Below are 19,192 nucleotides of genomic sequence, written 5' to 3'. Positions count from 1 at the left end.
GGCGCGATGCGCGAGGACCTGCTCGCTCTCCTGCGCCGCCGCCCCGACGTCGAGGCGCCGGATCTCGTCGCCGTCGACGCCAGCGACCGCCTGCTGCTCGACCTCGCCGCCGATCGCGGCCGCCTCGCCGTGATCGGGGACGCCTACGGGGCGCTGAGCCTCGGCCTCGCCGCCGACGGACGTGCCGTGCGCGTCGTGCAGGACTCGATCACCGCCGAGCGCGCTCTCCAGCAGAACCTCGAGACGGTGCGGGGGTCGGGCGTCGATCTCGCGCCGATCGAGATCGTCGACTCCGTCGCGGAGGCCGTCCGCGACGCCGACGCGGTGCTCCTGCGCCTGCCGCGCTCGCTCGACGCCCTGGCCGCCGTCGCGGCCGGGACCGCACTCGCGAACCCGGCGGCGACCCTGATCGGCGCCGGCCGCATCAAGCACATGACCCGCACGATGAACGACGTGCTCGCCGTGCGCTACGAGCGGATCGACGTCTCCCTCGCCCGGCAGAAGTCGCGCGCCCTGCTCGCGAGCGGCGCGCTCCCCGACCAGCCGCCCGCGCCAGGGCCCGAGCGGCGCCGTCTGGACGAGCTCGACCTCGAGGTCGTCGCACTGCCGGGAGCCTTCGCAGGTGCACGACTGGACCTCGGCACCCGCGCCCTCCTCGCCGCCCTCGATGTCGACTCCCTTCCCGCGGGCACCGCACTCGACCTCGGCTGCGGAACCGGCGTCCTCGCCGCCGTGGTGGCCCGGGCCCGCCCCGACCTCGCCGTGACCGCGACGGACACCTCGCGTGCCGCGGTCGAGTCCGCCCGGGCGACCGCGGCGGCCAATGGGCTCGCCGTCCGCGTCCTCCGCGACGACAACGCCTCGACGCTGGAGGCGTCCTCCGTCGACGTCGTGCTCTGCAATCCGCCGTTCCACTCCGACGGTGCCGTCACCGACCTCGTCGCCCGGCGCATGCTGCGCGCGGCCGGCCGCGTGCTGCGCCCCGGAGGCGTGCTGTGGACGGTCTTCAACTCCCACCTCGCGCATCCGGCCGAGCTGCGCCGCGCGGTCGGGCCGACCTCGGTGGTGGCGCGCGACCGCCGCTTCACCGTCACCCGCTCCGTGCGCTCCGACGGCTGAGTCCGGCTCCGCAACCCCCTCCGCGGCCTCAGGTCCGCTGTCCGCGGCGCGGGTACGATCTCTCTCCGGCGCTCCTGTGCCGAACCCGTCCCGTCACCCCGGAGGCCGTCGTGCTCGAAGTCGTCCTCGTCCTCGCCCTGATCGCCCTGGTCGCGGTCGTCGTGCTGTGGCGTCGCGCCGTCGGCGCCGAGCGCCGTGCCGCCGAGAGCCGTGCGGAGGAGGCGGCGCGCGTCGTCCGCCTCGAGCTGGCGGTCGGCGAGCAGGAGGCGAGGCTCCGCATCGTCGGCGAGCTCGAGCAGCTCGCGGTCCGCAGCGCCGCGCACGTCGTCGAGGAGGCCGAGAGCGTCCGGCTCACGATCGACCGCGACCCCGCCGCAGCCGCGCGGTCGGCGCAGCGGGCAGTGCGGGCAGCCGAGGCCTCGCTGGCGCAGCTGCGCCGCATCGCGACCGTCGCCTCCGTCGATCCGGGGGAGCTGCCGCGCACCGGCGGCTCCGTCCCCCTGATCGAGGGCGCCCGCGAGCGAGGCCTGAGCGTCCGCGAGGAGTCGTTCGGCGAGCCGTTCCCGCTGCAGGACGGCGCCGAGGTGGCCGTGCTCCGGGTGCTCGAGTACGCCTTCGACTCGGCGCTGGAGACCGGCGGCGCGGGGACCGAGGTCCGCATCAGCTCCCGATGGACGACCACGGGCCTCCGGGTGGAGGTCGACGACGACCGCGAGCAGCACGGCGCGGCGGAGCAGGACGCCAGCGCTCTCGAGGCGGATCTGCGCTCGCTCACCGAGCGCATCGACAGCCCCGCGCTCGCCGAGCTGCGCGAGCGGGCCGCCCTCTTCGGCGGTGACGTGACCGAGAAGCGGACGCCCGGCGTCGGCCGGAGCGTCACCGCCTCGTTCCCCGCGATCCGCCACCACAACGGCGTGCACGGGGTCGACCTGGCCTGAGTCAGTCCTCGAGGTGCTCCACGCCGGGCAGCCACGAGACGCCGGGGCCGCCCCAGCCGCGCTTGCGGGTGATCTTCGCGACCGGCTTGTGGTAGTCGTGCTCGAGGCGGTCGATGTAGAGCACGCCGTCGAGGTGGTCGAACTCGTGCTGGAACACGCGGGCGAACCAGCCGTCCGCGACGATCTCGAACGGCTCCTGCTCGAGGTCGACCGCGCGGAGGATCGCGCGCTCGGAGCGGCGGAGCGGGAAGCGCTCGCCGGGGAAGGAGAGGCACCCCTCCGACTCCGTGTCCTCGTCCGCCTCGCCGAGCGGGGTCGGCGTCACGAACAGCTCGGGGTTGATCGCGACGCCGCGGCGGGGGGTGCCGTCGTCGTCGGCGTAGTCGTAGACGAACAGGCGCAGCGGGACGCCGACCTGCGGGCCGGCGAGGCCGACTCCGGGGGCGGTGTCCATCGTCTCGAACATGTCGGCGACGAGGGTGCGCAGCGCATCGTCGAACTCGGTGACGGGGGCGGCGGGGGAGTGCAGGACGGGGTCGCCGGCGATGCGGATGGGGAGGACGGCCATGGGGGACAGGGTACCGCGGGGCCGTCGACCGGGTCCGCGAGGATCATCCGCTGGGCTCAGCCCCTCACCCGTGCGTCGGAGGACTCGCGGAGGCGTTCTGGGTAGGGTCGACCCCATGCCCGCCGATCTCGCCGAACTCCTCAACGACCCGGCGAAGTTCATCGGCATCCCGATCGCTCTCGTGGGCGCGGTGTTCCTCTCCCTCGGCGCGCAGTTCCAGCACCGGGGAGTGGCGAAGGTGGAGCGGTTCTCGAAGCGCTCCGGCTCCTCCGGGCTCAGCGGCGGCCAGCTGGTCGCGCTGCTCTCGCGCCCCTCGTGGGTGATCGGCACCCTGCTCCTGGGTCTCGCGATCGTCTTCCAGCTGACGAGCCTCGGCTTCTCCCCGCTCATCGTGGTGCAGCCGCTCGGAGCGGTGGCGCTCGTGATCACCGCGGTCGTCAACGCGCGGGTCAGCCGGGTGCGCCTGAACGCGGCGTCGATCCGGGCGATCGTGCTCTGCGTCGGAGGCGTCGGCACGTTCGTCCTCGTGGCGGCGTTCAACGCGGTCGACAAGTCCATCCAGACACCCGAGCTCATCACGATCCTCGTGATCCTCGCCGTGGTGCTCACGGTCTTCGTCATCGCCTTCCGCGTCTTCCGCCGCGGAGCGAAGGCGATCTTCTACATCGTGGGCGCCGGAGTGGTCTACGGCTTCGTCGCGACTCTCGCGAAGGTCGTGCTCAACCGCATCAAGTACGGCGAGTTCGACCCGCTGACGGTGGTCTGCATCGTGGCGCTCCTGGCCGCGACCGCGCTCGGCGGGTACTTCGTGCAGAACGCCTACTCCTCCGGCCCGCCGGACCTCGTCGTCGCGGGCCTCACCGTCATCGACCCGCTGGTCGCCGTCGCGATCGGCATCGTCGTGCTCGGGGAGGCGCAGTACGCGGCCCCGTGGGCGATCCCGCTCTTCATCGCGGCCGGTGCCGTCGCCATCTACGGCGTCTTCCTCCTCGCCAAGCACCACCCGCAGGCGCGCTGACGGCGCGGGATCCCGAGTGGTGAGGAGTCCTCTGCCTACAATGGGTCCGCGCCGAGAGCCACGAAACCGACCGACCTCCGCCGATCGCTCCCTTCTCTCCCCGAGCGGCACGACACCGATAGGACCTCCCGTGTCAGATCCCCGCGACGCGTCCCGACCGGGATCGCCCGACTCCCGACCGCTGACGGTCGTGATCGGCTGCGACACCTTCGCTCCCGACGTGAACGGAGCCGCGAAGTTCGCCGAGCGCCTCGCCGCCGGTCTCGCGCAGCGCGGCCACGAGGTCCACGTCGTCGCCCCCTCGGCCGACGGCTGGAGCGGCACCCGGGTCGAGACGCACGAGGGCCAGCGGATCATCGTGCACCGGCTCTACAGCTGGCGCTGGTACCCGCACGACTGGCTGCGCTTCGCGATGCCGTGGCGCATCCGGCAGAACAGCGCGCGCATCCTCGACGAGGTGAAGCCCGACGTCGTGCACTTCCAGTCGCACATCATCGTCGGCCGCGGCCTCGGGATCGAGGCGGCCAAGCGCGGCATCCGCATCGTCGGCACGAACCACTTCATGCCCGAGAACATGCTCGAGTTCACCCTCCTGCCGAAGGCCGTGCAGGCCAAGGCCGTGGCAATGGCGTGGCGGGCCGCGCGCCGCACCTTCGGCCGGGCGGAGGCGGTCACCACGCCGACCCGCAAGGCCGCGCAGTTCCTCGAGAAGTACACGGGCCTCCGGGGCGTCCACGCCATCTCCTGCGGCATCGACGCCGACAACTACACGCCCGACTTCTCGGCCCGCGCCGGCGACTCGATCCTCTTCGTCGGCCGCGTGACCGGCGAGAAGCACATCGACGTCCTGCTCCGCGCGGTCGCCCTGCTCGATCCGGCGCTCGACGCGAAGCTCGAGATCGTCGGCGGCGGCGACCAGATGCGCAACCTCCAGCAGCTCGCCGCGACCCTCGGCATCGCCGACCGCGTCCGCTTCACCGGCTACGTCTCGGACGCCGAGCTCAAGGAGGCGTACACCCGCGCCACCGTGTTCGCCATGCCGTCCATCGCCGAGCTGCAGAGCATCGCGACCATGGAGGCGATGGCCTCGGCCCTCCCCGTCGTCGCCGCCGACGCGATGGCCCTCCCGCACCTCGTGCACGACGGCGAGAACGGCTACCTCTTCGCGCCGGGCAGCGCCGAGGCCCTCGCCGAGCGCCTCACCGCCGTGCTCACGGCCGACCAGGAGGACCTCGAGGCGATGAAGCGCGCCTCCCTCCGCATCGTCGCCTCGCACGACATCAACCGCACGATCAGCACCTTCGAGAGCCTGTATCGTGGGGAGCCGGTGGCCGATCCGGCCTCCGACGCAGCGTCCGCACCCGCCGCCACCTGACGGCCGCTCGGACGGCCGCCGCGGGGCGTTAGCTCAGCCGGTCAGAGCAGCGGACTCATAATCCGTCGGTCACGGGTTCAAGTCCCGTACGCCCTACTCCGCTCCACCCGCGGTCGTTCCTCCTCTCCAGCGCCGGGTCGGGCCTCCACCTGATGCTGGTCTCGTCGGGGCGGGCGGTCCGGCCCCGTCAGGCCGACGGGCCGTGCCTCAGGACGCCGCCGACGCGGTCCTCGCCGGCACGCCGACCGCGGACGAGTCGCAGGCGACGTCGCGGACGACGACGGCGCCGGCTCCGATCCGTACACGGTCGCCGACGGTCACGTCCCCGACGATCGTCGCGCGGGCGCCGATGTAGACGTCGTCGCCGATGACGGGCGTCCGACCCTTCGATTCGCCGATGGTGACGCCGTGGTAGATGAACGCGTTCCTCCCGATGACCGTGCGCGGGTGCAGGATCACGCCGCGGCCCCAGTGGGGGAGCCGCAGGCCGGGCCCGACCTGAGCGGTCGGCGGCAGCTCGGCTCCGACGATCATGCGGGTCCAGACGAGATCGACCAGGCGGTAGACGAGGTGGAGGGGGAGCCGGGTCCTCCGAGAGCTCGAGTACTGCCCGAGCCGGAGGACGAGGACGGTGAGCCGGTCGGAGGCGTGGCCCTTGGCGGCCAGGTCCGCTCGGACGACGGCTCGGAGGTCAGCGAGATCCATGCTCCCAGTCTGAGTGGGAGCCTCGAGGGTGAGGCCGGGCCGTCGGAGATCGCCCGGGGCGTGGCGAGCATCCGCGAGCGGACGACACGGTGGCGCGATGCGCTAGCACGTCCCGACGCGCCGCGCCCGTACTGGCCGCTCTCCGCTCGACGTGATTGCCTGATCCCGTGCCTGATCTTCCGATGTTCCCGCTCGGCTCCGTGCTCCTGCCGCACATGCCGCTCCCGCTCCGGCTGTTCGAGCCGCGGTACCTGCGGATGCTCGGCGACGTCCTCGAGGACGAGACCCTCGCGTTCGGTGTCGTGCTCATCGAGCGCGGCCAGGAGGTGGGCGGCGGCGACCAGCGGTTCGCGGTCGGCGCCCGCGCGCGCATCCTGAACATCGACGGGGCGGAGTCGTTCGTCACGCTCGACTCCGTGGGCGAGGAGCGCTTCGAGGTCGTCCGCTGGTACGAGGACGACCCGTACCCGCGCGCCGAGGTCCGCCTGCTGCCCGATCTGGAGTGGGACGAGAAGCACACCCCCGCGCTGGCTGCGGCGGAGTCGGCGGTCCGCACGGCACTGGCGGTCGCGAGCGAGTTCGTCGAGCAGCGCTACGGCGCGGTCGTCGAGCTCGCCGAGGATCCGGCCGCGCACGCCTGGCAGCTCGCCGGCGTCGCACCGGTCACCGAGCTCGACCGCCTCGCGTTCCTCCGCAGCTCCACCATGGAGGAGCTGCTGGAGTCGGTCCGGGAGCGCTCCGCCGAGGCGACCGAGTCGTTCCGCGCCGGCTGGGCCTGAGCCCGGTTCCGGCGTCCCACGACGAGCCCGTCAGTCCTCGAGGCTGACGCCGCGCTCCTCCGCCAGCTTGACCAGGTCGTCGACGACCACGAGCGCCATCCGCACCGAGCGGTCGCGGCGGTACTCCTCGTCGTCCGGGTCGATCCGCGAGGTGCGGTCGAGGGTCTCCTCGATCGACTGTGCGAGCTCGCGCCACGCGTCCTGACGGGCGTCGTCGACGAGCGTCGCGAGGTACTCCTCGTCCTGCGCCCGCCTGTGGAGGGAGTCGGCGACCAGGAGCGAGAGCCGCTCGCGGTGGTCGAGGTTGTCGACGTCGGCCGAGCGGTAGTCGTGCACGTGGTCGGAGCGGCCGCCCACCGAGGTCACGTCGGCGGCGATGCCGCGCAGGCGCTCGGCGGCCGCCTCGGACTCGCGCGCCAGCTTCTCGAGCTCCTCCGCGGCGACGACGGAGTAGCGGCCCGACTCGAAGGGGACGTCGGCACCGAGGCCGTCCATCAGCACCCGGTTCTTCACGGCCATGCGACTCGCGTACTGCGCGAGCATCAGGCCCTCCTCGGCGGCCTCCTCGACGGAGGCGGGCTCGCGCGACGGGTTCTCATCGGGGTCGTACGGCTCCATCTTGAACCTGCGTCGACGCCGGAACCACACGTGCGTCACCTACATCCCGGAGCAGGCGCCCCGCCCGCCGGAGCACCTCTTCGAGAGTACCCGGCGGGCGGGCGCCGTGGTCGGCGGCTCAGGCCTCGCGCCAGTCGTCCTGCCGGAGGTGGGAGCCGGCCTGCGGCCCCATCTGCAGCATCCCGCCGTCCACGACGTACGAGGATCCGGTGATGTAGGAGGCGGCGGGAGAGGCCAGGAAGGCGACCACCGCCGCGATCTCGCGGGCGTCGCCGGGGCGGCCGAGGGGGATGCCGGGGCGGTCGATCGTGACGGGGTCCACGTCCTCGGCGTCGTTCATCGGCGTGGCGATCTCCCCGGGGGCGACGGCGTTGACGGTGATGCCGAGGGAGCCGAGCTCGAGTGCGGCCACCTTCAGCAGGCCGCCCAGCCCGTGCTTGGCAGCGGTGTAGGCGACGGAGCCGACCCGCGGCTGGTGCTCGTGGACGCTGGTGACCGCGATGATCCTGCCGCCCGTGCCCTGGGCCGCCATGCGCCGCGCGGCGCGCTGGAGGCAGACGAACGCTCCGTCGAGGTTCAGGGCGACGGTCGAGCGCCAGCTGTCGAGGCTCTGCTCGAGGAAGGGCTCGCCCCCGCCTCCGCCCGCATTGCTGACGGCGACGTCGAGCCCGCCCAGTCGATCCGCGAGGTCGTCGATCACGTCGCCCGCGCCCTGCAGATCCGTCGTGTCGAGGCGCGCGATCTCGGCGCGCCGGCCGAGGGAGCGCACTTCCTCCGCCGTGCCCTGCGCGCCCTCCTCGTCGCTGTGCCAGGTGATGCCGACGTCCATGCCCGCCTCGGCCAGTGCCACCGCGGTCGCCCGGCCGATGCCGGAGTCCGAGGCGGTCACCAGTGCACGGGTGGGCCGGACGTCTCGAGGTCCCTGGGTCATGTCGTCTCCTGTCTCGATCGGGCCGCCGATCCGGCGGACACGGGTCGATCCCATCAGCGGATCCGGCGCGCTCGGGAGCCGGTTGACAGGTCCGGGCTCGCGCGAGACGCGTGGCGGTGTCCCCGCTGAGCGCCCCGATCGCGTTGACTGGGCGGATGGATCACCGGCGCATCTCGGTCGTCGTCCCCGTGAAGGACGACGCCCGCCACCTCGAGCAGCTGCTCGAGCTCCTCCGCGAGCAGACGCTCGCTCCGTTCGAGATCGTCGTCGTCGACGACGGGAGCACCGACGACAGCGCCGCCGTCGCGCGAGCGGCGGGCGCGCGGGTGGTGCGGCACGACGGAGCCGGGATCCCGGCGAGCACGGCGCACGGCTTCGACGAGGCGCACGGCGACGTCCTCGCACGGCTCGACGCCGACTCCCGCCCGGGACCCGACTGGCTGGCGCGCCTGGCCGGCCACTTCGCCGACCCCGAGGTCGGAGCGGTGACCGGTCCCGGACGCTTCGACGAGCTCGGCCCGATCGCCCGGGTGATCGCGCGGGTCGCCTACATGGACGCCTACTTCGTGCTGATGGGGTCGGCGCTGGCCAACTGGCCGCTCTTCGGCTCCAACTGCGCCGTCCGCCGGTCGGCGTGGGAGGAGATCGCGGAGGAGATGCACCGGCACGACGCCTACGTGCACGACGACGTCGAGATCAGCGTGCACCTGGGACTCCGGCACCGGATCGTGCTCGACCGCCACCTCGAGGTCGGCATCTCGGCCCGCCCCTTCGGCGCCTTCGCCGACATGCTCCGCCGGTTCGACCGCGCTCTGCACACGCTGGCGCGGCACCCCGGGATGGGGTCGTCCCTGCAGCGCTGGACGCACCGGGTGCGCCGCACCCACCGCGACCGCCTGCGAGCGACGGCCGCGGCGCGCCGCTCCGGCTGACGACGAGAACCGACGGCGCCGCCTGACGGCTAGGGCTGGGCCGCGTCCGGCCGGGCCGCGTCGGGCTCGGCCTCCGCCGCCCGATCCTCTCCGGGCGCGGTGCGCCCCTCCTTCGGCATCGCCCAGACCGCGGCGAGCATGCCCACGGCGAGGACCGTGAGCGCGATGCAGACGAAGCGGGTGCCCTCGGCGAGGTCCGCCGGTGCGGGGACGCCGCCGCCCGCCTTCGCGTTCACGATCGCGCCGAACACGGCCACGGCGACGGCGCTGCCGATGTTCCGGGCGAAGAAGTTGGTCGAGGAGACCACTCCGCGCTCGTTCCAGTCGACGCTCGACTGCGCCCGGATCAGCGTCGGAGTCGCCACGAGCCCCATGCCGGCGCCGATCAGCACGCAGAAGCCGGCGATCTCCCACAGCGTCGAGGAGGCGCCGAGCAGGACGGTCAGCGCCGTGCCGATCACGACGAGCCCCGCTCCGAGGAAGCCCGTGTTGCGGAAGCCGATGCGCAGGTAGAGCCGGCCCGACAGGCTCGCCGCGACCGGCCAGCCGAGCGTCATCGCCGCTACGGCGAAGCCCGCGCCGAGGGCGGAGCTGCCGAGCACGCCCTGCGCGAAGGTCGGGAAGTACGAGGTGACGCCGAACGTGATCGCGCCGACGGTCACCGAGACCAGGCTGGTCGAGATCAGCACGCGCCGCGTGAGGACCCAGAGGGGGAGCACCGGGGCGGCCGCGCGCCGCTCGATCGCGACGAAGCCGGCGAACGCGAGGGCCGAGACGACGAACACGCCGACTCCGGCGGGGGAGAGCCACGGCCAGGCGCTGCCGCCCTCGAGCAGCCCGAGGATGAGCAGCGCGGTGCCCACGGCGAGCACGGAGGCGCCCGCCACGTCGATCCGCTGCTTCTCGCCCCGCGTGGTCTCGCGGAAGCTGCGGATCAGGAGGAACGCCGCCAGGAGGCACAGGGGGATGTTGACGAGGAAGATGCCGCGCCAGGCGCCCAGGTCCGAGAGCACGCCGCCGAGGGTCGGCCCGACGACCGAGGAGATGCCCCAGACGCTCGCGAGGTAGCCCTGGGTCTTCGCACGCTCGGCGACCGTGTAGATGTCGCCGGCGATGGTGATGCCCATCGGCTGGATCGCTCCGGCCCCCAGGCCCTGCAGGGCGCGGAACGCGATCAGCGCGGGCATGCTCCAGGCGAGGCCGCACAGGAGCGAGCCGACCAGGAACAGGGCGATGCCGATCAGCATGATGGGCTTGCGCCCGATCACGTCCGCGAGCTTGCCGTAGAGGGGGACCGAGACCGCCTGGGCCAGCAGGTAGATCGAGAACAGCCAGGGGAACTGCTCGAAGCCCCCCAGGTCGGCGACGATGGACGGCACGGCCGTCGAGAGGATCGTGGCGTCGAGGGCGACCAGAGCGGTCGAGATCATCAGGGACAGCAGGATCGGGCCGCGCTCCGAGCGCAGTCCGACACTCGCGCGGGTGGGGGCGTCGGTCACTCTGCCCAGGCTATTCCATAGCCGGGGGATGGAAGCGGGGCGGAGAGGATCCGCTCCGGGGCTCGGTAGACTGGCGGCATGGAACTCGTTCTCTGGCTCGTCGTGTCCGCCATCGCCGGTGTCGGCCTCGTCTCCGGAGTCGCGGCTCTCATCGCCATGACGCGGGCGCCCTGGTCGGCCGACAAGTAGCCGCCCGGCCGGCCTGGCGCCGGCACTACTCGTAGATCCGCACCACGCTCCACTGCGGCTCCGTCGACGCGACCACGTCGAGCACGAACGCTCCGCCGGTCGCGAGGTCCGTCGCCTGGAATCGCCAGCCGCCGATGCTCACCGGCGTGCGCCCGAACGTCGGCGGGAACCCCTCGAGGGGCGCCCACCACTCGCTCGTGCAGATCCACACCGTCGGCCGGTCGGTCACCCGGTAGCTCCCGCCCCGCCACTCGAGCGCGATCGGCACTCCCTCGCCGTCGGTCGAGACCAGCGCTGTCTCGTCGATCACCGCCATCGTCGTGCTCCCGTTCACTCGCCGGACCCGGTTGGCCGTTCGAACATGTGTTCGATAGTCTGCGAGTGTACGCCGCGGCGCTCGTGCTCGCCACGGCCGCGGATCGACCGGTGGGAGGCGCGATGATCGAGTGGAGTCCGCTCCAGATGCTGCGCAGCAGCGGGCAGGACGAGTGGGTGATGGTCGACGCCCTGCGCACCGGCCGGATCGGCCTGGTGCGCCGCATCGAGACCGGCCCGTACCGCGAGACCTGGTTCCGCGCGGTGACTTGGGCGGCCGAGCCGGAGAGGCGGACGCTCGTGGGCTACTCCCGCTCGATGGACACCATCGCGGCCGCCCTGTGGGCCCATCAGCCGCCGACGGCGCAGGAGAAGCCCTTCCCCGGCTACCCGCCCTCGCGGCCGTCGCCGTGACTCCTTCAGCGAGAGGGGGCCCTGCCGTCCCCGCGACGGCGGCCTCCGTGTCCGCCACGGGGGAGAATGGCCCGATGCTCCTCGCACTCGTCGGCGGCCCCACGGGGGCGTGGCGGGCGGTAGACCCCGTCGGCGGCGCCGAGGCCGGGAGCGGCAGGGGGCCGGCCGAGCTGGGGGCGTTCGTCCGGGAGCGGGAGCCGGAGCGCCCGCGCTGGGTCTGGGACGACACCGCGCGCTGGTACCCCGCACTGCTGTCGGCCGGGGTGGTCGTCGCCCGGTGCCACGACCTCCGGCTGGCCCGCGCGATCCTCCGCCGCTCGGTCTCCGCCGCCGCATCGGCTCTCGCGCGCTCGCCCCTCGACCCGTGGGACGCGGGAGCCGCGGCCCCCGCCGCGCAGGACACGCTGATCGGGTTCGAGGAGGCGGCGGGCGGCTCCGACGAGCTCGACCCCGTCCTCGAGCTGGCCCGGCAGGAGGAGGCGCTCTCCGGCGCCGCCGAGGCCGGCCGGCTCCGCCTGCTGCTCGCCGCCGAGTCCGTCGGCGCCCTGATCGCTCGCGAGATCGCCCACGCGGGGCTGCCGTGGCGCGCCGATGTGCACGACCGGGTGCTCACCGGGATGCTCGGCCCCCGCCCGCTCTTCGGCGGCCGCCCGGCCCTGCTGGAGGCGCTGGCCGTCCGTCTGCGCGACGAGCTCGGCGCGCCCGAGCTCAATCCCGACTCGCCGGCCGAGCTCCTCAAGGCGCTGCGGCGCGCGGGGCTGCCGGTCGAATCGACGCGCTCCTGGGAGCTGCAGTCCCTCGAGCACCCCGCGGTGCCGCCCCTCCTGGAGTACAAGAAGCTCTCCCGGCTGCTCACCGCCAACGGCTGGGCCTGGCTCGACGCGTGGGTGCGCGACGGACGGTTCCGGCCGGAGTACGTGGTGGGCGGCGTCGTCACCGGCCGCTGGGCGACCTCGGGCGGAGGGGCGTTGCAGCTGCCGCGGCAGATCCGCGCCGCGGTCACCGCGGATCCGGGCTGGAGCCTCGTGGTCGCGGATGCCGCGCAGCTCGAGCCGCGCATCCTCGCCGCGCTCTCGGGCGACTCGGCCATGGCCGCCGCCGGGCGGGGCCGCGACCTCTACCAGGGCATCGTCGACGCCGGCGTGATCCCCGATCGGCCGCGGGCGAAGGTCGCGATGCTGGGGGCGATGTACGGGGCGACGAGCGGCGAGGCCGGGCGGCTGCTCCCGAGGCTCGCCCGTGCCTACCCGCGCTCGGTCGCGCACGTCGAGGCGGCGGCTCGGGCGGGGGAGCGCGGCGAGAGCGTCTCGACGTGGCTCGGGCGCAGCTCGCCTCCCGGACCCGAGGGGCTCTCGGCGGATGCGGCGCGAGCGCGCGAGTGGGGACGCTTCACCCGCAACTTCGTGGTGCAGGGGACCGCGGCCGAGTGGGCGCTCTGCTGGATGGGCGAGCTGCGGGCGCGACTGCGCGCCGAGGGCGGCGCGGTCGGCCGGGCGCACCTCGTCTACTTCCTGCACGACGAGGTGATCGTGCACGCTCCCGCCGACGTCGGCGAGCGGGTCGCCGCGATCGTCCGCGAGGCGGCGGTGCGCGCCGGACGCTCGCTCTTCGGAGAGGGCGAGGTCGACTTCCCGGTCACCGTCGCCGTCGTCGACTCCTACGACCAGGCGAAGTGAGGCGCGGGATCAGTACCAGTGCGGCGAGCGGTTGTTCCAGCTCGACCACGCGTTGCAGGGCGAGCCGTAGGCGCTCTTGATGTACGAGAGACCCCAGTCGACCTGCGTCGCCGCGTTCGTCTGGTAGTCGGCTCCCGAGTTGGCCATCTTGCTCGCCGGGAGGGCCTGGGGGATGCCGTAGGCACCGGAGGAGCGGTTCAGCGCGTTCCAGCGCCATCCCGACTCGCCGTTCCACAGCGGGATGAGGCACCGGTCGACCTGGTCGGCGCCCCAGCCGAAGCGGCCGACAGCGGTGCGGGCGTAGGCCTGGGCCTGCGCGGGGGAGAGGCCGTCCGTGCGTCCGGCGTAGGTGCCGAGGGCGGCGATGGTCTTGGCGGAGCTGTTGCGCGCGCCGGTCGGGTCGTCGTCGCCGAGTTCGACCGGGCCGCCTCCGCCGCCTCCGCTGTTGGAGGGCGCTGCCGGAGCAGCGGCCGCGGCGGGAGCCGACGCGGCGCGCTGGCGGGCGGCCTCGGCCTCGGCGGCGAGGCGGGAGAGGCGCTGCTGCTCCTCGAAGGCCGACTTCGCGTCCTGGCCGTCGGCGTACTCCCGCTCGATCTCGGCGGTGGTGTTCTTGAGCGAGGCGAGCTGGGTGTAGAGCTCCTGGCTGTACTTCTCCTGGTCGGCGACCTTGGCGTCGGCCTCGGCCTGCGCGGAGCGGGCGGCCGAGAGCGCGTCGGCCGCGGCGGTGGCGAGGGAGACGCGCTCGCCCCGGGCCTGCTCGGCCTGCGCGGCGAGGGAGACGGCCTGGTTCTCGGTCGACTGCGCCGCGGTCTGGAGCCGGCTGGTCTGCTGGGTGAGCTGCGTCATGGTGCCGAGGCGGTAGAGCAGCTCGCTCGACTCGTCGCCGCCGATGAGGAGGTTGAGCGTCGCATCGGTCCCGCCGTTGCGGTAGAGCTGCGCGGCGAGACGGCCGGCCTGCTCCTTCGCGGCGTCGGCGTCCGAGCGGGCGGCGGAGGCGCGCTCCTCCAGGGCGCTCACGCGCTGAGTCGCCTCGTCGAGAGCGCTCTGCGCGGCGTCCGCCTCGGCGGCCCGGCTGATGGCGGCGTCGGTGAGGGCGGCGGCCTGGTCGCGCAGGTCGGCGAGGAAGGCGGTGATGCGGTCGACCTCGGCGGCGGTGGCGCTCTCGCTCGACTTCGCGGCCTCCACATCGGACCACGAGGGGTAGTCGGACGGGTCGTAGGCGGCGGACGCGGAGAGCGGAGCGGCGAGGGCGGCGCACAGGACGAGGACCGTGCCCGCTCCGGCGGCGACGAGGCGCCGGCGCGCCCGGGAGGGGACGCGGAGACCGAGGGGGGTGCGGGACATGCGAACCACCCTAGGCGACGGCACCCGCGCCTGTCTCGTCCTAGCTCGAGGCTCGACGGCCCCGACGGGGACGCTCGAGAGCGTATCCGCGGACGCCCCGTCCCGGCCCGTCGCCCGTGAGTTCGTCGCGGGCCGCCTCGAGGAGGCGCCGCAGGGCCTCCTCCCGCACGCCGGCGGCGATCGCGGCGAGGCGGCGCTGCGGGTGCGCGTCCTCCTCTTCCGCATGCTCGTCGGCGGTGGCGGGCAGCGAGCTCTCGTACGCGTCGAGGACGGCGGCGAGGTCGGCGCCGGACAGGCTCGAGGCCAGCAGCACGCGGTCGAGGACGTCGTCCCAGTCCTCCTCCGGGGACGCTCCGTCACCCGTCAGCCAGGCGGCCGCCTCCGCGCGGCCCTCGCTGGTGAGCGCGTGCAGGGGGAGGCCGTCGTCGGTGGACCCGGCCGAGACGACGAGGCCCCGCTCGCGCAGGCGCTCGAGCGTCGAGTAGATCTGGCCGACGTTGACCCGGGGCCGGTGCGCGGCACGGTCGAGGAGCTCGGCGTGCAGCTGGAGGCCGTAGGCGGGGCCGAGCGTGAGCAGGGCGAGCAGGCCGTCGCGGACGGACACGGTGCTCCTCCCGGCGGGCGTCTGGCGGTGTGCGGCGTCCGGCGGCGCGGACGACCCGAGTATAGGCAGGAGCCGCCCACGGCCGGTCGAGCAGGCGCGGCGAGCCGCCTTGACGGAGGTCCGCCGCTCCTGCATGATCGGGCGTGGTGGCACGTCCACCGTCATAATCGAAGAAGGCGCACCGCAGAGTGTTCCGTGGTCCGGGTCGTTGGGGAAGACGCACCGGGACGAACGGAGGACACCATGGTGGCGCAGCAGACTCGGGGTGTGCTCTTCGTGCACTCCGCCCCCCGCGCGCTCTGCCCCCACCTCGAGTGGGGGACAGGTCGCGCCCTTGGTCGTGCCGTGAACTTCGCCTGGATCGAGCAGCCCGTGCTCCGCAGCACACTGCGCGCCGAATTCGCCTGGGAGGGCCCGGTCGGAACCGGTGCCGTCATCGCGTCCGCTCTCCGCGGCTGGGCCGACGTCCGTTACGAGGTCACCGAGGAGCCCTCGCCCGGCGTCGACGGAGGCCGCTGGATGCACACGCCCGAGCTCGGCATCTTCTACGCCCAGACCGACAGCGCGGGCAACACCGTCGTGCCCGAGGACCGCATCCGCTCCGCCATGGAGCTCGCCGGCGCCGACCCCATCGAGCTGCACCGCGAGCTGCGCCTCGCCCTCGGCCAGGCCTGGGAGGACGAGCTCGAGCCCTTCCGCTACGGCGGCGACTTCGCCCCCGTCGTCTGGATGCACGGGGTCGGCTGAGTTCATTCGACGCCGCTCCTCGCGCGGCGTCGCGCAGTCGGCTCGGTCGGCTGGTCGGCTTCCGTGGAGCGGCTTGCGTCCGGCGACGCCGATCCGCTGGCACGCGGATCGGCGGATACGCCTCGCGGCAATCGTTCGCTCCCGCCTCCCTGAACCAGGCGGCCAGCGGACCCCCGTTTCGGCAGAGGCCCGCCTCGAAGTCGCGTCGTCACCTCGCGGTTGCCGCTCGCTGGCACGTCGACCAGACGGTCGGCGGAGCACCGCGTTCCGGCGGAGGGCGTCGGAAGACTCGTGGACCCGCCCGCACCTCTGTCGCGCACGACGCCGACGGCCCGAGTAATGGCGAGTCGCACGCTCCCCACGAGCGCAGCCGTCCTGATCCGAGCATCCGACCCGAGTCGCGGCGGAGCCCGCGCTCCCCTCGAGCACAGCTGCTTGAACCGAAGCTTTCTACCCGAGCCGCGGCGAAGCCCGCCGTCCCACCCGGACAGCTTCCGCAATCGGAGTATCCGACCCGAGTCGCGGCGAAGCCCGCGCTCCCCACCAGCACGGCGTGTTCACCAGCCCGCACCAGACGGCGGCGCAGATCCCTCGCGGCACGAGGCGTATCCGGGGATCCGCGTTCCAGCGGATCACCGTCGCCGCACCGCACCGGCCCTCGGGAACCCCGCCCCCCTCCCCAGCGGACGCGCCTGCGCCGCGCAAGGAGCGGCGCAGCCCGCTTTCCGCACGGTGGAGCGGGGCTACGCCCCGCTACACCGTCCGGAAAGCGGCAACAGCATTGTGCCCCCCGAACCCGAACGAGTTCGAGATGGCGACCAGCGGTCCGTCGCCGAGGGCGCGGGGGCTGGTGACGACGTCGAGGGGGATCTGGGGGTCCTGCTCGAAGAGGTTGATGGTGGGGGGTGCGGTGCGCTCGTGGAGGGCGAGCACGGTGAAGATGGCCTCGAGCGCGCCGGTGCCGCCGAGGAGGTGACCGGTGGACGCCTTGGTCGCGGACACGGCGATGTTCGGGAGGTGGTCGCCGAAGACGCGCAGCAGGGCGCGGTACTCGGCGATGTCGCCGACGGGGGTGCTCGTCGCGTGAGCGTTGACGTGGGTGACGTCGGTGAGCGCGGCTCCGGCCTGCTCGAGGGCGCCGATCATGGCGCGGGCGGCGGCGGAGCCCTCGGGGTCCGGCGCCGTGATGTGGTACGAGTCGCTGGTGACGGCGCCGCCGGCGAGCTCCGCGTAGATGCGGGCTCCGCGGGCGAGGGCGTGCTCCTCGGTCTCGAGGATGAGTGTCGCGGCGCCTTCTCCGAGGACGAAGCCGTCGCGGGAGACGTCGTAGGGGCGTGAGGCCGTCGCCGGGTCGTCGTTGCGGCGCGAGAGGGCCTGCATCGACGCGAAGGCGGCGATCGGGAGCGGGTGGACGACCGACTCCGTGCCGCCGGCGACGACCACGTCGGCGAGGCCGAGCTGCATGTGCTCGTAGGCGTTCGCGAGGGCCTCGGTGCTGGAGGCGCAGGCCGACACGTCGGTGCGGGCGTAGGCGCGGGAGGGGATGGCCATGCTGATCGCGGCGGCGGCCGCGTTGGGCATGAGCATCGGGATGGTCATCGGGAGGACCCGGCGGGGTCCGCGCTCGCGGAGGGTGTCCCACGCGTCGACGAGGGTCCAGAGGCCGCCGATGCCGGTCGAGTAGTCGACGCCCACGCGGAGCGGGTCGACGTCAGTGATGCCGGAGTCGGCCCAGGCCTCGCGGGCCGAAATGAGCGCGAACTGGCTGGAGGGGTCGAGGCGCTTCGCCTCGGGGCGGGAGAGCACCTCCTCCGGGCGGACCTTGGCCTGGGCGGCGAAGGTGACCGGGATGTCGTACTGAGCGACCCAGTCCTGCTCGAGGGAGCGGACGCCTGATTCGCCGGCGAGGAGTGCGTTCCAGGACTCCCGGGCGGTCCCGCCGAGGGGAGTGCTGGCACCGATTCCGGTGACGACGATCTTCTTGGTCATGACGAGCTTCTCTGTTCCGTGTGGGTGGGTGCCGGGCTCACCCCGGCCGACGATCGCCGGCCGGGGTGTCCGCCACGAGGACGGGGTGCGCGGGCGACGACTACTCGGACGCCTTGACGATGAAGCGGACCGCGTCGCCGACCGTCTTGAGGTTCTTGACCTCGTCGTCGGGGATCTTCACGTCGAACTTCTCCTCGGCGTTGACGACGATGGTCATCATCGAGATGGAGTCGATGTCGAGGTCGTCGGTGAACGACTTGTCCATCTCGACGGAGTCGGTGGCGATGCCCGTCTCGTCGTTGACAAGCTCGGCCAGGCCGGCGAGGACTTCTTCGTTGGACAGTGCCATGGTTCTCTCCTTGGGGGTTCTTCGGGTGTTCGTCAGTGACCGTAGGTCAGTTTAGGGGTGGGGTCGCGCCGGTCACGGGAGCACCACGACCTGCGCGCCGAACACCAGTCCGGCGCCGAAGCCGATCTGCAGCGCGAGTCCGCCGTGCAGCTCCGGGTGCTCCTCGAGCAGGCGGTGGGTGGCGAGCGGGATCGACGCGGCGGAGGTGTTGCCGGTGGTCTCGATGTCGCGGCCGATAGCGACGGTCTCGGGCAGCTTCAGCTGCTTCGCGAGCTCGTCGATGATGCGCATGTTCGCCTGGTGGGGGATGAACGCGGCGAGGTCCTCGGGCTGGACGCCCGCCTCCGCGAGCGCCTGCTTGGCGACCTTGGCCATCTCCCAGACCGCCCAGCGGAAGACCGACGGGCCGTCCTGGCGGAGGGTGGGCCATTCGGCGGTGCCGTCGCGGTAGGCCGCGAGCGGGTTGTCCATGCCGACGGTGTCCCACTTGGAGCCGTCGGATCCCCACACGGTCTTCGAGATGCCGGCGGTGTCGCTGGGGCCGACGACCGCGGCGCCCGCGCCGTCGCCGAGGAGGAAGGAGATGCTGCGGTCGGTCGACTTGACCAGCTCGGACAGCTTCTCGGCTCCGACGACGAGCACGTACTCGGCCAGGCCGGAGCGGATGAAGGAATCGGCCTGGGCGATGCCGTAGGTGTAGCCGGCGCAGGCCGCCGAGATGTCGTACGCCGGGGCGGGGTTCGCCCCGATGCGGTCCGCGAGGAGCGCGGCCAGCGACGGGGTCTGCACGGTGTTGCTGATCGTGGAGACGAGCACGACGCTGATCTGGTCCGGGCGGATGCCCGCCTTCTCGATCGCCTCGAGGGAGGCGGTGGTCGCGAGGTCGACCGCGTGGATGTCGGCGGAGGCGCGGCGGCGCTCGATGATGCCGGTGCGCTGGCGGATCCACTCGTCGGAGGAGTTGATCGGCTCGATCAGGTCGTCGTTCGGGACGACGAGGTCGCCGCGTGCCGCGCCGATGCCGAGGATCCGGGTGTACGCGCTGCCGCTGGACTGGGTGAGGGAAGGGGTCGTCATGGGGTC

At 73.2% G+C, this 19,192-nt stretch carries 20 protein-coding genes and 1 tRNA gene; 10 read left to right on the top strand and 11 right to left on the bottom strand.

Features of this window, described 5'->3' with window-relative positions:
• The first annotated feature begins 6 nt into the window (after positions 1–6).
• Together C5C10_RS07885 and C5C10_RS07880 are read left to right on the top strand one after the other, a co-directional pair.
• Positions 7–1,119 (top strand): class I SAM-dependent methyltransferase, encoded by a 1,113-nt coding sequence (locus C5C10_RS07885; protein WP_104328962.1) that lies wholly within the window; start codon positions 7–9, stop codon positions 1,117–1,119.
• Positions 1,120–1,229: 110 nt separating this feature from the next.
• Positions 1,230–2,057 (top strand): hypothetical protein, encoded by an 828-nt coding sequence (locus tag C5C10_RS07880; RefSeq protein ID WP_104223449.1) that lies wholly within the window; start codon positions 1,230–1,232, stop codon positions 2,055–2,057.
• Between the two features lies 1 nt (position 2,058).
• Here C5C10_RS07880 and def read toward each other — a convergent pair whose 3' ends face one another.
• Complete coding sequence (gene def, locus C5C10_RS07875) at positions 2,059–2,625, bottom strand: peptide deformylase (protein ID WP_104223450.1); 567 nt, start codon at positions 2,623–2,625, stop codon at positions 2,059–2,061.
• A 115-nt stretch (positions 2,626–2,740) separates the two neighbouring features.
• Between def and C5C10_RS07870 the strand changes: the two genes are divergently transcribed.
• The 3 genes from C5C10_RS07870 (at position 2,741) to C5C10_RS07860 (ending at position 5,114) form a co-directional block, all read left to right on the top strand.
• Entirely contained in the window at positions 2,741–3,643 is a 903-nt protein-coding gene (locus tag C5C10_RS07870; protein ID WP_104223451.1) for a DMT family transporter, read from the top strand.
• 130 nt (positions 3,644–3,773) lie between these two features.
• Positions 3,774–5,018 (top strand): glycosyltransferase, encoded by a 1,245-nt coding sequence (locus C5C10_RS07865; protein WP_258060483.1) that lies wholly within the window; start codon positions 3,774–3,776, stop codon positions 5,016–5,018.
• A gap of 22 nt (positions 5,019–5,040) precedes the next feature.
• Positions 5,041–5,114: transfer RNA gene (locus tag C5C10_RS07860), tRNA-Ile, on the top strand.
• A 111-nt stretch (positions 5,115–5,225) separates the two neighbouring features.
• On the opposite strand, the gene C5C10_RS07855 is transcribed toward C5C10_RS07860, so the two are convergent.
• Complete coding sequence (locus C5C10_RS07855; protein WP_104328960.1) at positions 5,226–5,723, bottom strand: serine acetyltransferase; 498 nt, start codon at positions 5,721–5,723, stop codon at positions 5,226–5,228.
• A 167-nt stretch (positions 5,724–5,890) separates the two neighbouring features.
• Here C5C10_RS07855 and C5C10_RS07850 point away from each other — a divergent pair, with 167 nt between their 5' ends.
• Positions 5,891–6,502: an LON peptidase substrate-binding domain-containing protein gene (locus tag C5C10_RS07850; RefSeq protein ID WP_258060482.1), complete on the top strand. Its 612-nt coding sequence runs from the start codon at positions 5,891–5,893 to the stop codon at positions 6,500–6,502.
• A 30-nt stretch (positions 6,503–6,532) separates the two neighbouring features.
• On the opposite strand, the gene C5C10_RS07845 is transcribed toward C5C10_RS07850, so the two are convergent.
• Positions 6,533–7,120: a hypothetical protein gene (locus C5C10_RS07845; RefSeq protein WP_104328958.1), complete on the bottom strand. Its 588-nt coding sequence runs from the start codon at positions 7,118–7,120 to the stop codon at positions 6,533–6,535.
• Positions 7,121–7,238: 118 nt separating this feature from the next.
• Positions 7,239–8,051, bottom strand: a complete 813-nt coding sequence (locus C5C10_RS07840) for an SDR family oxidoreductase (protein WP_104328977.1) — start codon at positions 8,049–8,051, stop codon at positions 7,239–7,241.
• A gap of 155 nt (positions 8,052–8,206) precedes the next feature.
• Between C5C10_RS07840 and C5C10_RS07835 the strand changes: the two genes are divergently transcribed.
• Entirely contained in the window at positions 8,207–8,983 is a 777-nt protein-coding gene (locus tag C5C10_RS07835; protein ID WP_104223456.1) for a glycosyltransferase family 2 protein, read from the top strand.
• A gap of 29 nt (positions 8,984–9,012) precedes the next feature.
• Here the strand turns inward: C5C10_RS07835 and C5C10_RS07830 are convergent, their stop codons facing one another.
• Both C5C10_RS07830 and C5C10_RS07825 read right to left on the bottom strand, forming a co-directional pair.
• Complete coding sequence (locus C5C10_RS07830) at positions 9,013–10,413, bottom strand: MDR family MFS transporter (RefSeq protein WP_104328976.1); 1,401 nt, start codon at positions 10,411–10,413, stop codon at positions 9,013–9,015.
• Positions 10,414–10,696: 283 nt separating this feature from the next.
• On the bottom strand, positions 10,697–10,981 hold the full coding sequence (locus tag C5C10_RS07825) for a hypothetical protein (RefSeq protein WP_146082123.1): 285 nt from the start codon (positions 10,979–10,981) through the stop codon (positions 10,697–10,699).
• Positions 10,982–11,109: 128 nt separating this feature from the next.
• On the opposite strand from C5C10_RS07825, the gene C5C10_RS07820 reads away from it, so the two are divergent.
• Entirely contained in the window at positions 11,110–11,400 is a 291-nt protein-coding gene (locus C5C10_RS07820; protein ID WP_146076962.1) for a hypothetical protein, read from the top strand.
• Positions 11,401–11,474: 74 nt separating this feature from the next.
• Positions 11,475–13,076, top strand: a complete 1,602-nt coding sequence (locus C5C10_RS07815; RefSeq protein WP_104328956.1) for a bifunctional 3'-5' exonuclease/DNA polymerase — start codon at positions 11,475–11,477, stop codon at positions 13,074–13,076.
• A 9-nt stretch (positions 13,077–13,085) separates the two neighbouring features.
• Here C5C10_RS07815 and C5C10_RS07810 read toward each other — a convergent pair whose 3' ends face one another.
• Positions 13,086–14,420, bottom strand: a complete 1,335-nt coding sequence (locus C5C10_RS07810) for a hypothetical protein (RefSeq protein ID WP_104267569.1) — start codon at positions 14,418–14,420, stop codon at positions 13,086–13,088.
• Between the two features lie 40 nt (positions 14,421–14,460).
• Complete coding sequence (locus tag C5C10_RS07805) at positions 14,461–15,024, bottom strand: PadR family transcriptional regulator (RefSeq protein ID WP_181073416.1); 564 nt, start codon at positions 15,022–15,024, stop codon at positions 14,461–14,463.
• Positions 15,025–15,267: 243 nt separating this feature from the next.
• Between C5C10_RS07805 and C5C10_RS07800 the strand changes: the two genes are divergently transcribed.
• Positions 15,268–15,771 (top strand): DUF3145 domain-containing protein, encoded by a 504-nt coding sequence (locus tag C5C10_RS07800; RefSeq protein WP_104226674.1) that lies wholly within the window; start codon positions 15,268–15,270, stop codon positions 15,769–15,771.
• Positions 15,772–16,524: 753 nt separating this feature from the next.
• Here the strand turns inward: C5C10_RS07800 and C5C10_RS07795 are convergent.
• The 3 genes from C5C10_RS07795 to C5C10_RS07785 all read right to left on the bottom strand — a co-directional run bounded on the left by C5C10_RS07795 (position 16,525) and on the right by C5C10_RS07785 (position 19,186).
• Positions 16,525–17,760, bottom strand: a complete 1,236-nt coding sequence (locus C5C10_RS07795) for a beta-ketoacyl synthase (RefSeq protein WP_104226673.1) — start codon at positions 17,758–17,760, stop codon at positions 16,525–16,527.
• 100 nt (positions 17,761–17,860) lie between these two features.
• Complete coding sequence (locus C5C10_RS07790) at positions 17,861–18,109, bottom strand: acyl carrier protein (protein ID WP_104223463.1); 249 nt, start codon at positions 18,107–18,109, stop codon at positions 17,861–17,863.
• Between the two features lie 72 nt (positions 18,110–18,181).
• Positions 18,182–19,186 carry a beta-ketoacyl-ACP synthase III gene (locus tag C5C10_RS07785; protein ID WP_104328955.1) on the bottom strand — a complete coding sequence of 335 codons (1,005 nt, stop codon included), beginning with the start codon at positions 19,184–19,186 and terminating at the stop codon, positions 18,182–18,184.
• Positions 19,187–19,192: the final 6 nt, after the last annotated feature.

Source organism: Rathayibacter sp. AY1A3 (assembly GCF_002930975.1).
Taxonomy (GTDB): Bacteria; Actinomycetota; Actinomycetes; order Actinomycetales; family Microbacteriaceae; genus Rathayibacter.
This window is presented reverse-complemented; position numbering and strand designations above follow the sequence as displayed.

Coding starts and splice junctions, on each gene's coding strand:
- C5C10_RS07855 (WP_104328960.1), bottom strand. CDS start 5,723: ATGGATCTCGCTGACCTCCGAGCCGTCGTCCGAGCGGACCTGGCCGCC.
- C5C10_RS07790 (WP_104223463.1), bottom strand. CDS start 18,109: ATGGCACTGTCCAACGAAGAAGTCCTCGCCGGCCTGGCCGAGCTTGTC.
- C5C10_RS07795 (WP_104226673.1), bottom strand. CDS start 17,760: ATGACCAAGAAGATCGTCGTCACCGGAATCGGTGCCAGCACTCCCCTC.
- C5C10_RS07820 (WP_146076962.1), top strand. CDS start 11,110: ATGATCGAGTGGAGTCCGCTCCAGATGCTGCGCAGCAGCGGGCAGGAC.
- C5C10_RS07810 (WP_104267569.1), bottom strand. CDS start 14,420: ATGTCCCGCACCCCCCTCGGTCTCCGCGTCCCCTCCCGGGCGCGCCGG.
- C5C10_RS07815 (WP_104328956.1), top strand. CDS start 11,475: ATGCTCCTCGCACTCGTCGGCGGCCCCACGGGGGCGTGGCGGGCGGTA.
- C5C10_RS07830 (WP_104328976.1), bottom strand. CDS start 10,413: ATGATCTCGACCGCTCTGGTCGCCCTCGACGCCACGATCCTCTCGACG.
- C5C10_RS07785 (WP_104328955.1), bottom strand. CDS start 19,186: ATGACGACCCCTTCCCTCACCCAGTCCAGCGGCAGCGCGTACACCCGG.
- C5C10_RS07845 (WP_104328958.1), bottom strand. CDS start 7,120: ATGGAGCCGTACGACCCCGATGAGAACCCGTCGCGCGAGCCCGCCTCC.
- C5C10_RS07840 (WP_104328977.1), bottom strand. CDS start 8,051: ATGACCCAGGGACCTCGAGACGTCCGGCCCACCCGTGCACTGGTGACC.
- C5C10_RS07870 (WP_104223451.1), top strand. CDS start 2,741: ATGCCCGCCGATCTCGCCGAACTCCTCAACGACCCGGCGAAGTTCATC.
- C5C10_RS07800 (WP_104226674.1), top strand. CDS start 15,268: ATGGTGGCGCAGCAGACTCGGGGTGTGCTCTTCGTGCACTCCGCCCCC.
- C5C10_RS07885 (WP_104328962.1), top strand. CDS start 7: ATGCGCGAGGACCTGCTCGCTCTCCTGCGCCGCCGCCCCGACGTCGAG.
- def (WP_104223450.1), bottom strand. CDS start 2,625: ATGGCCGTCCTCCCCATCCGCATCGCCGGCGACCCCGTCCTGCACTCC.
- C5C10_RS07835 (WP_104223456.1), top strand. CDS start 8,207: ATGGATCACCGGCGCATCTCGGTCGTCGTCCCCGTGAAGGACGACGCC.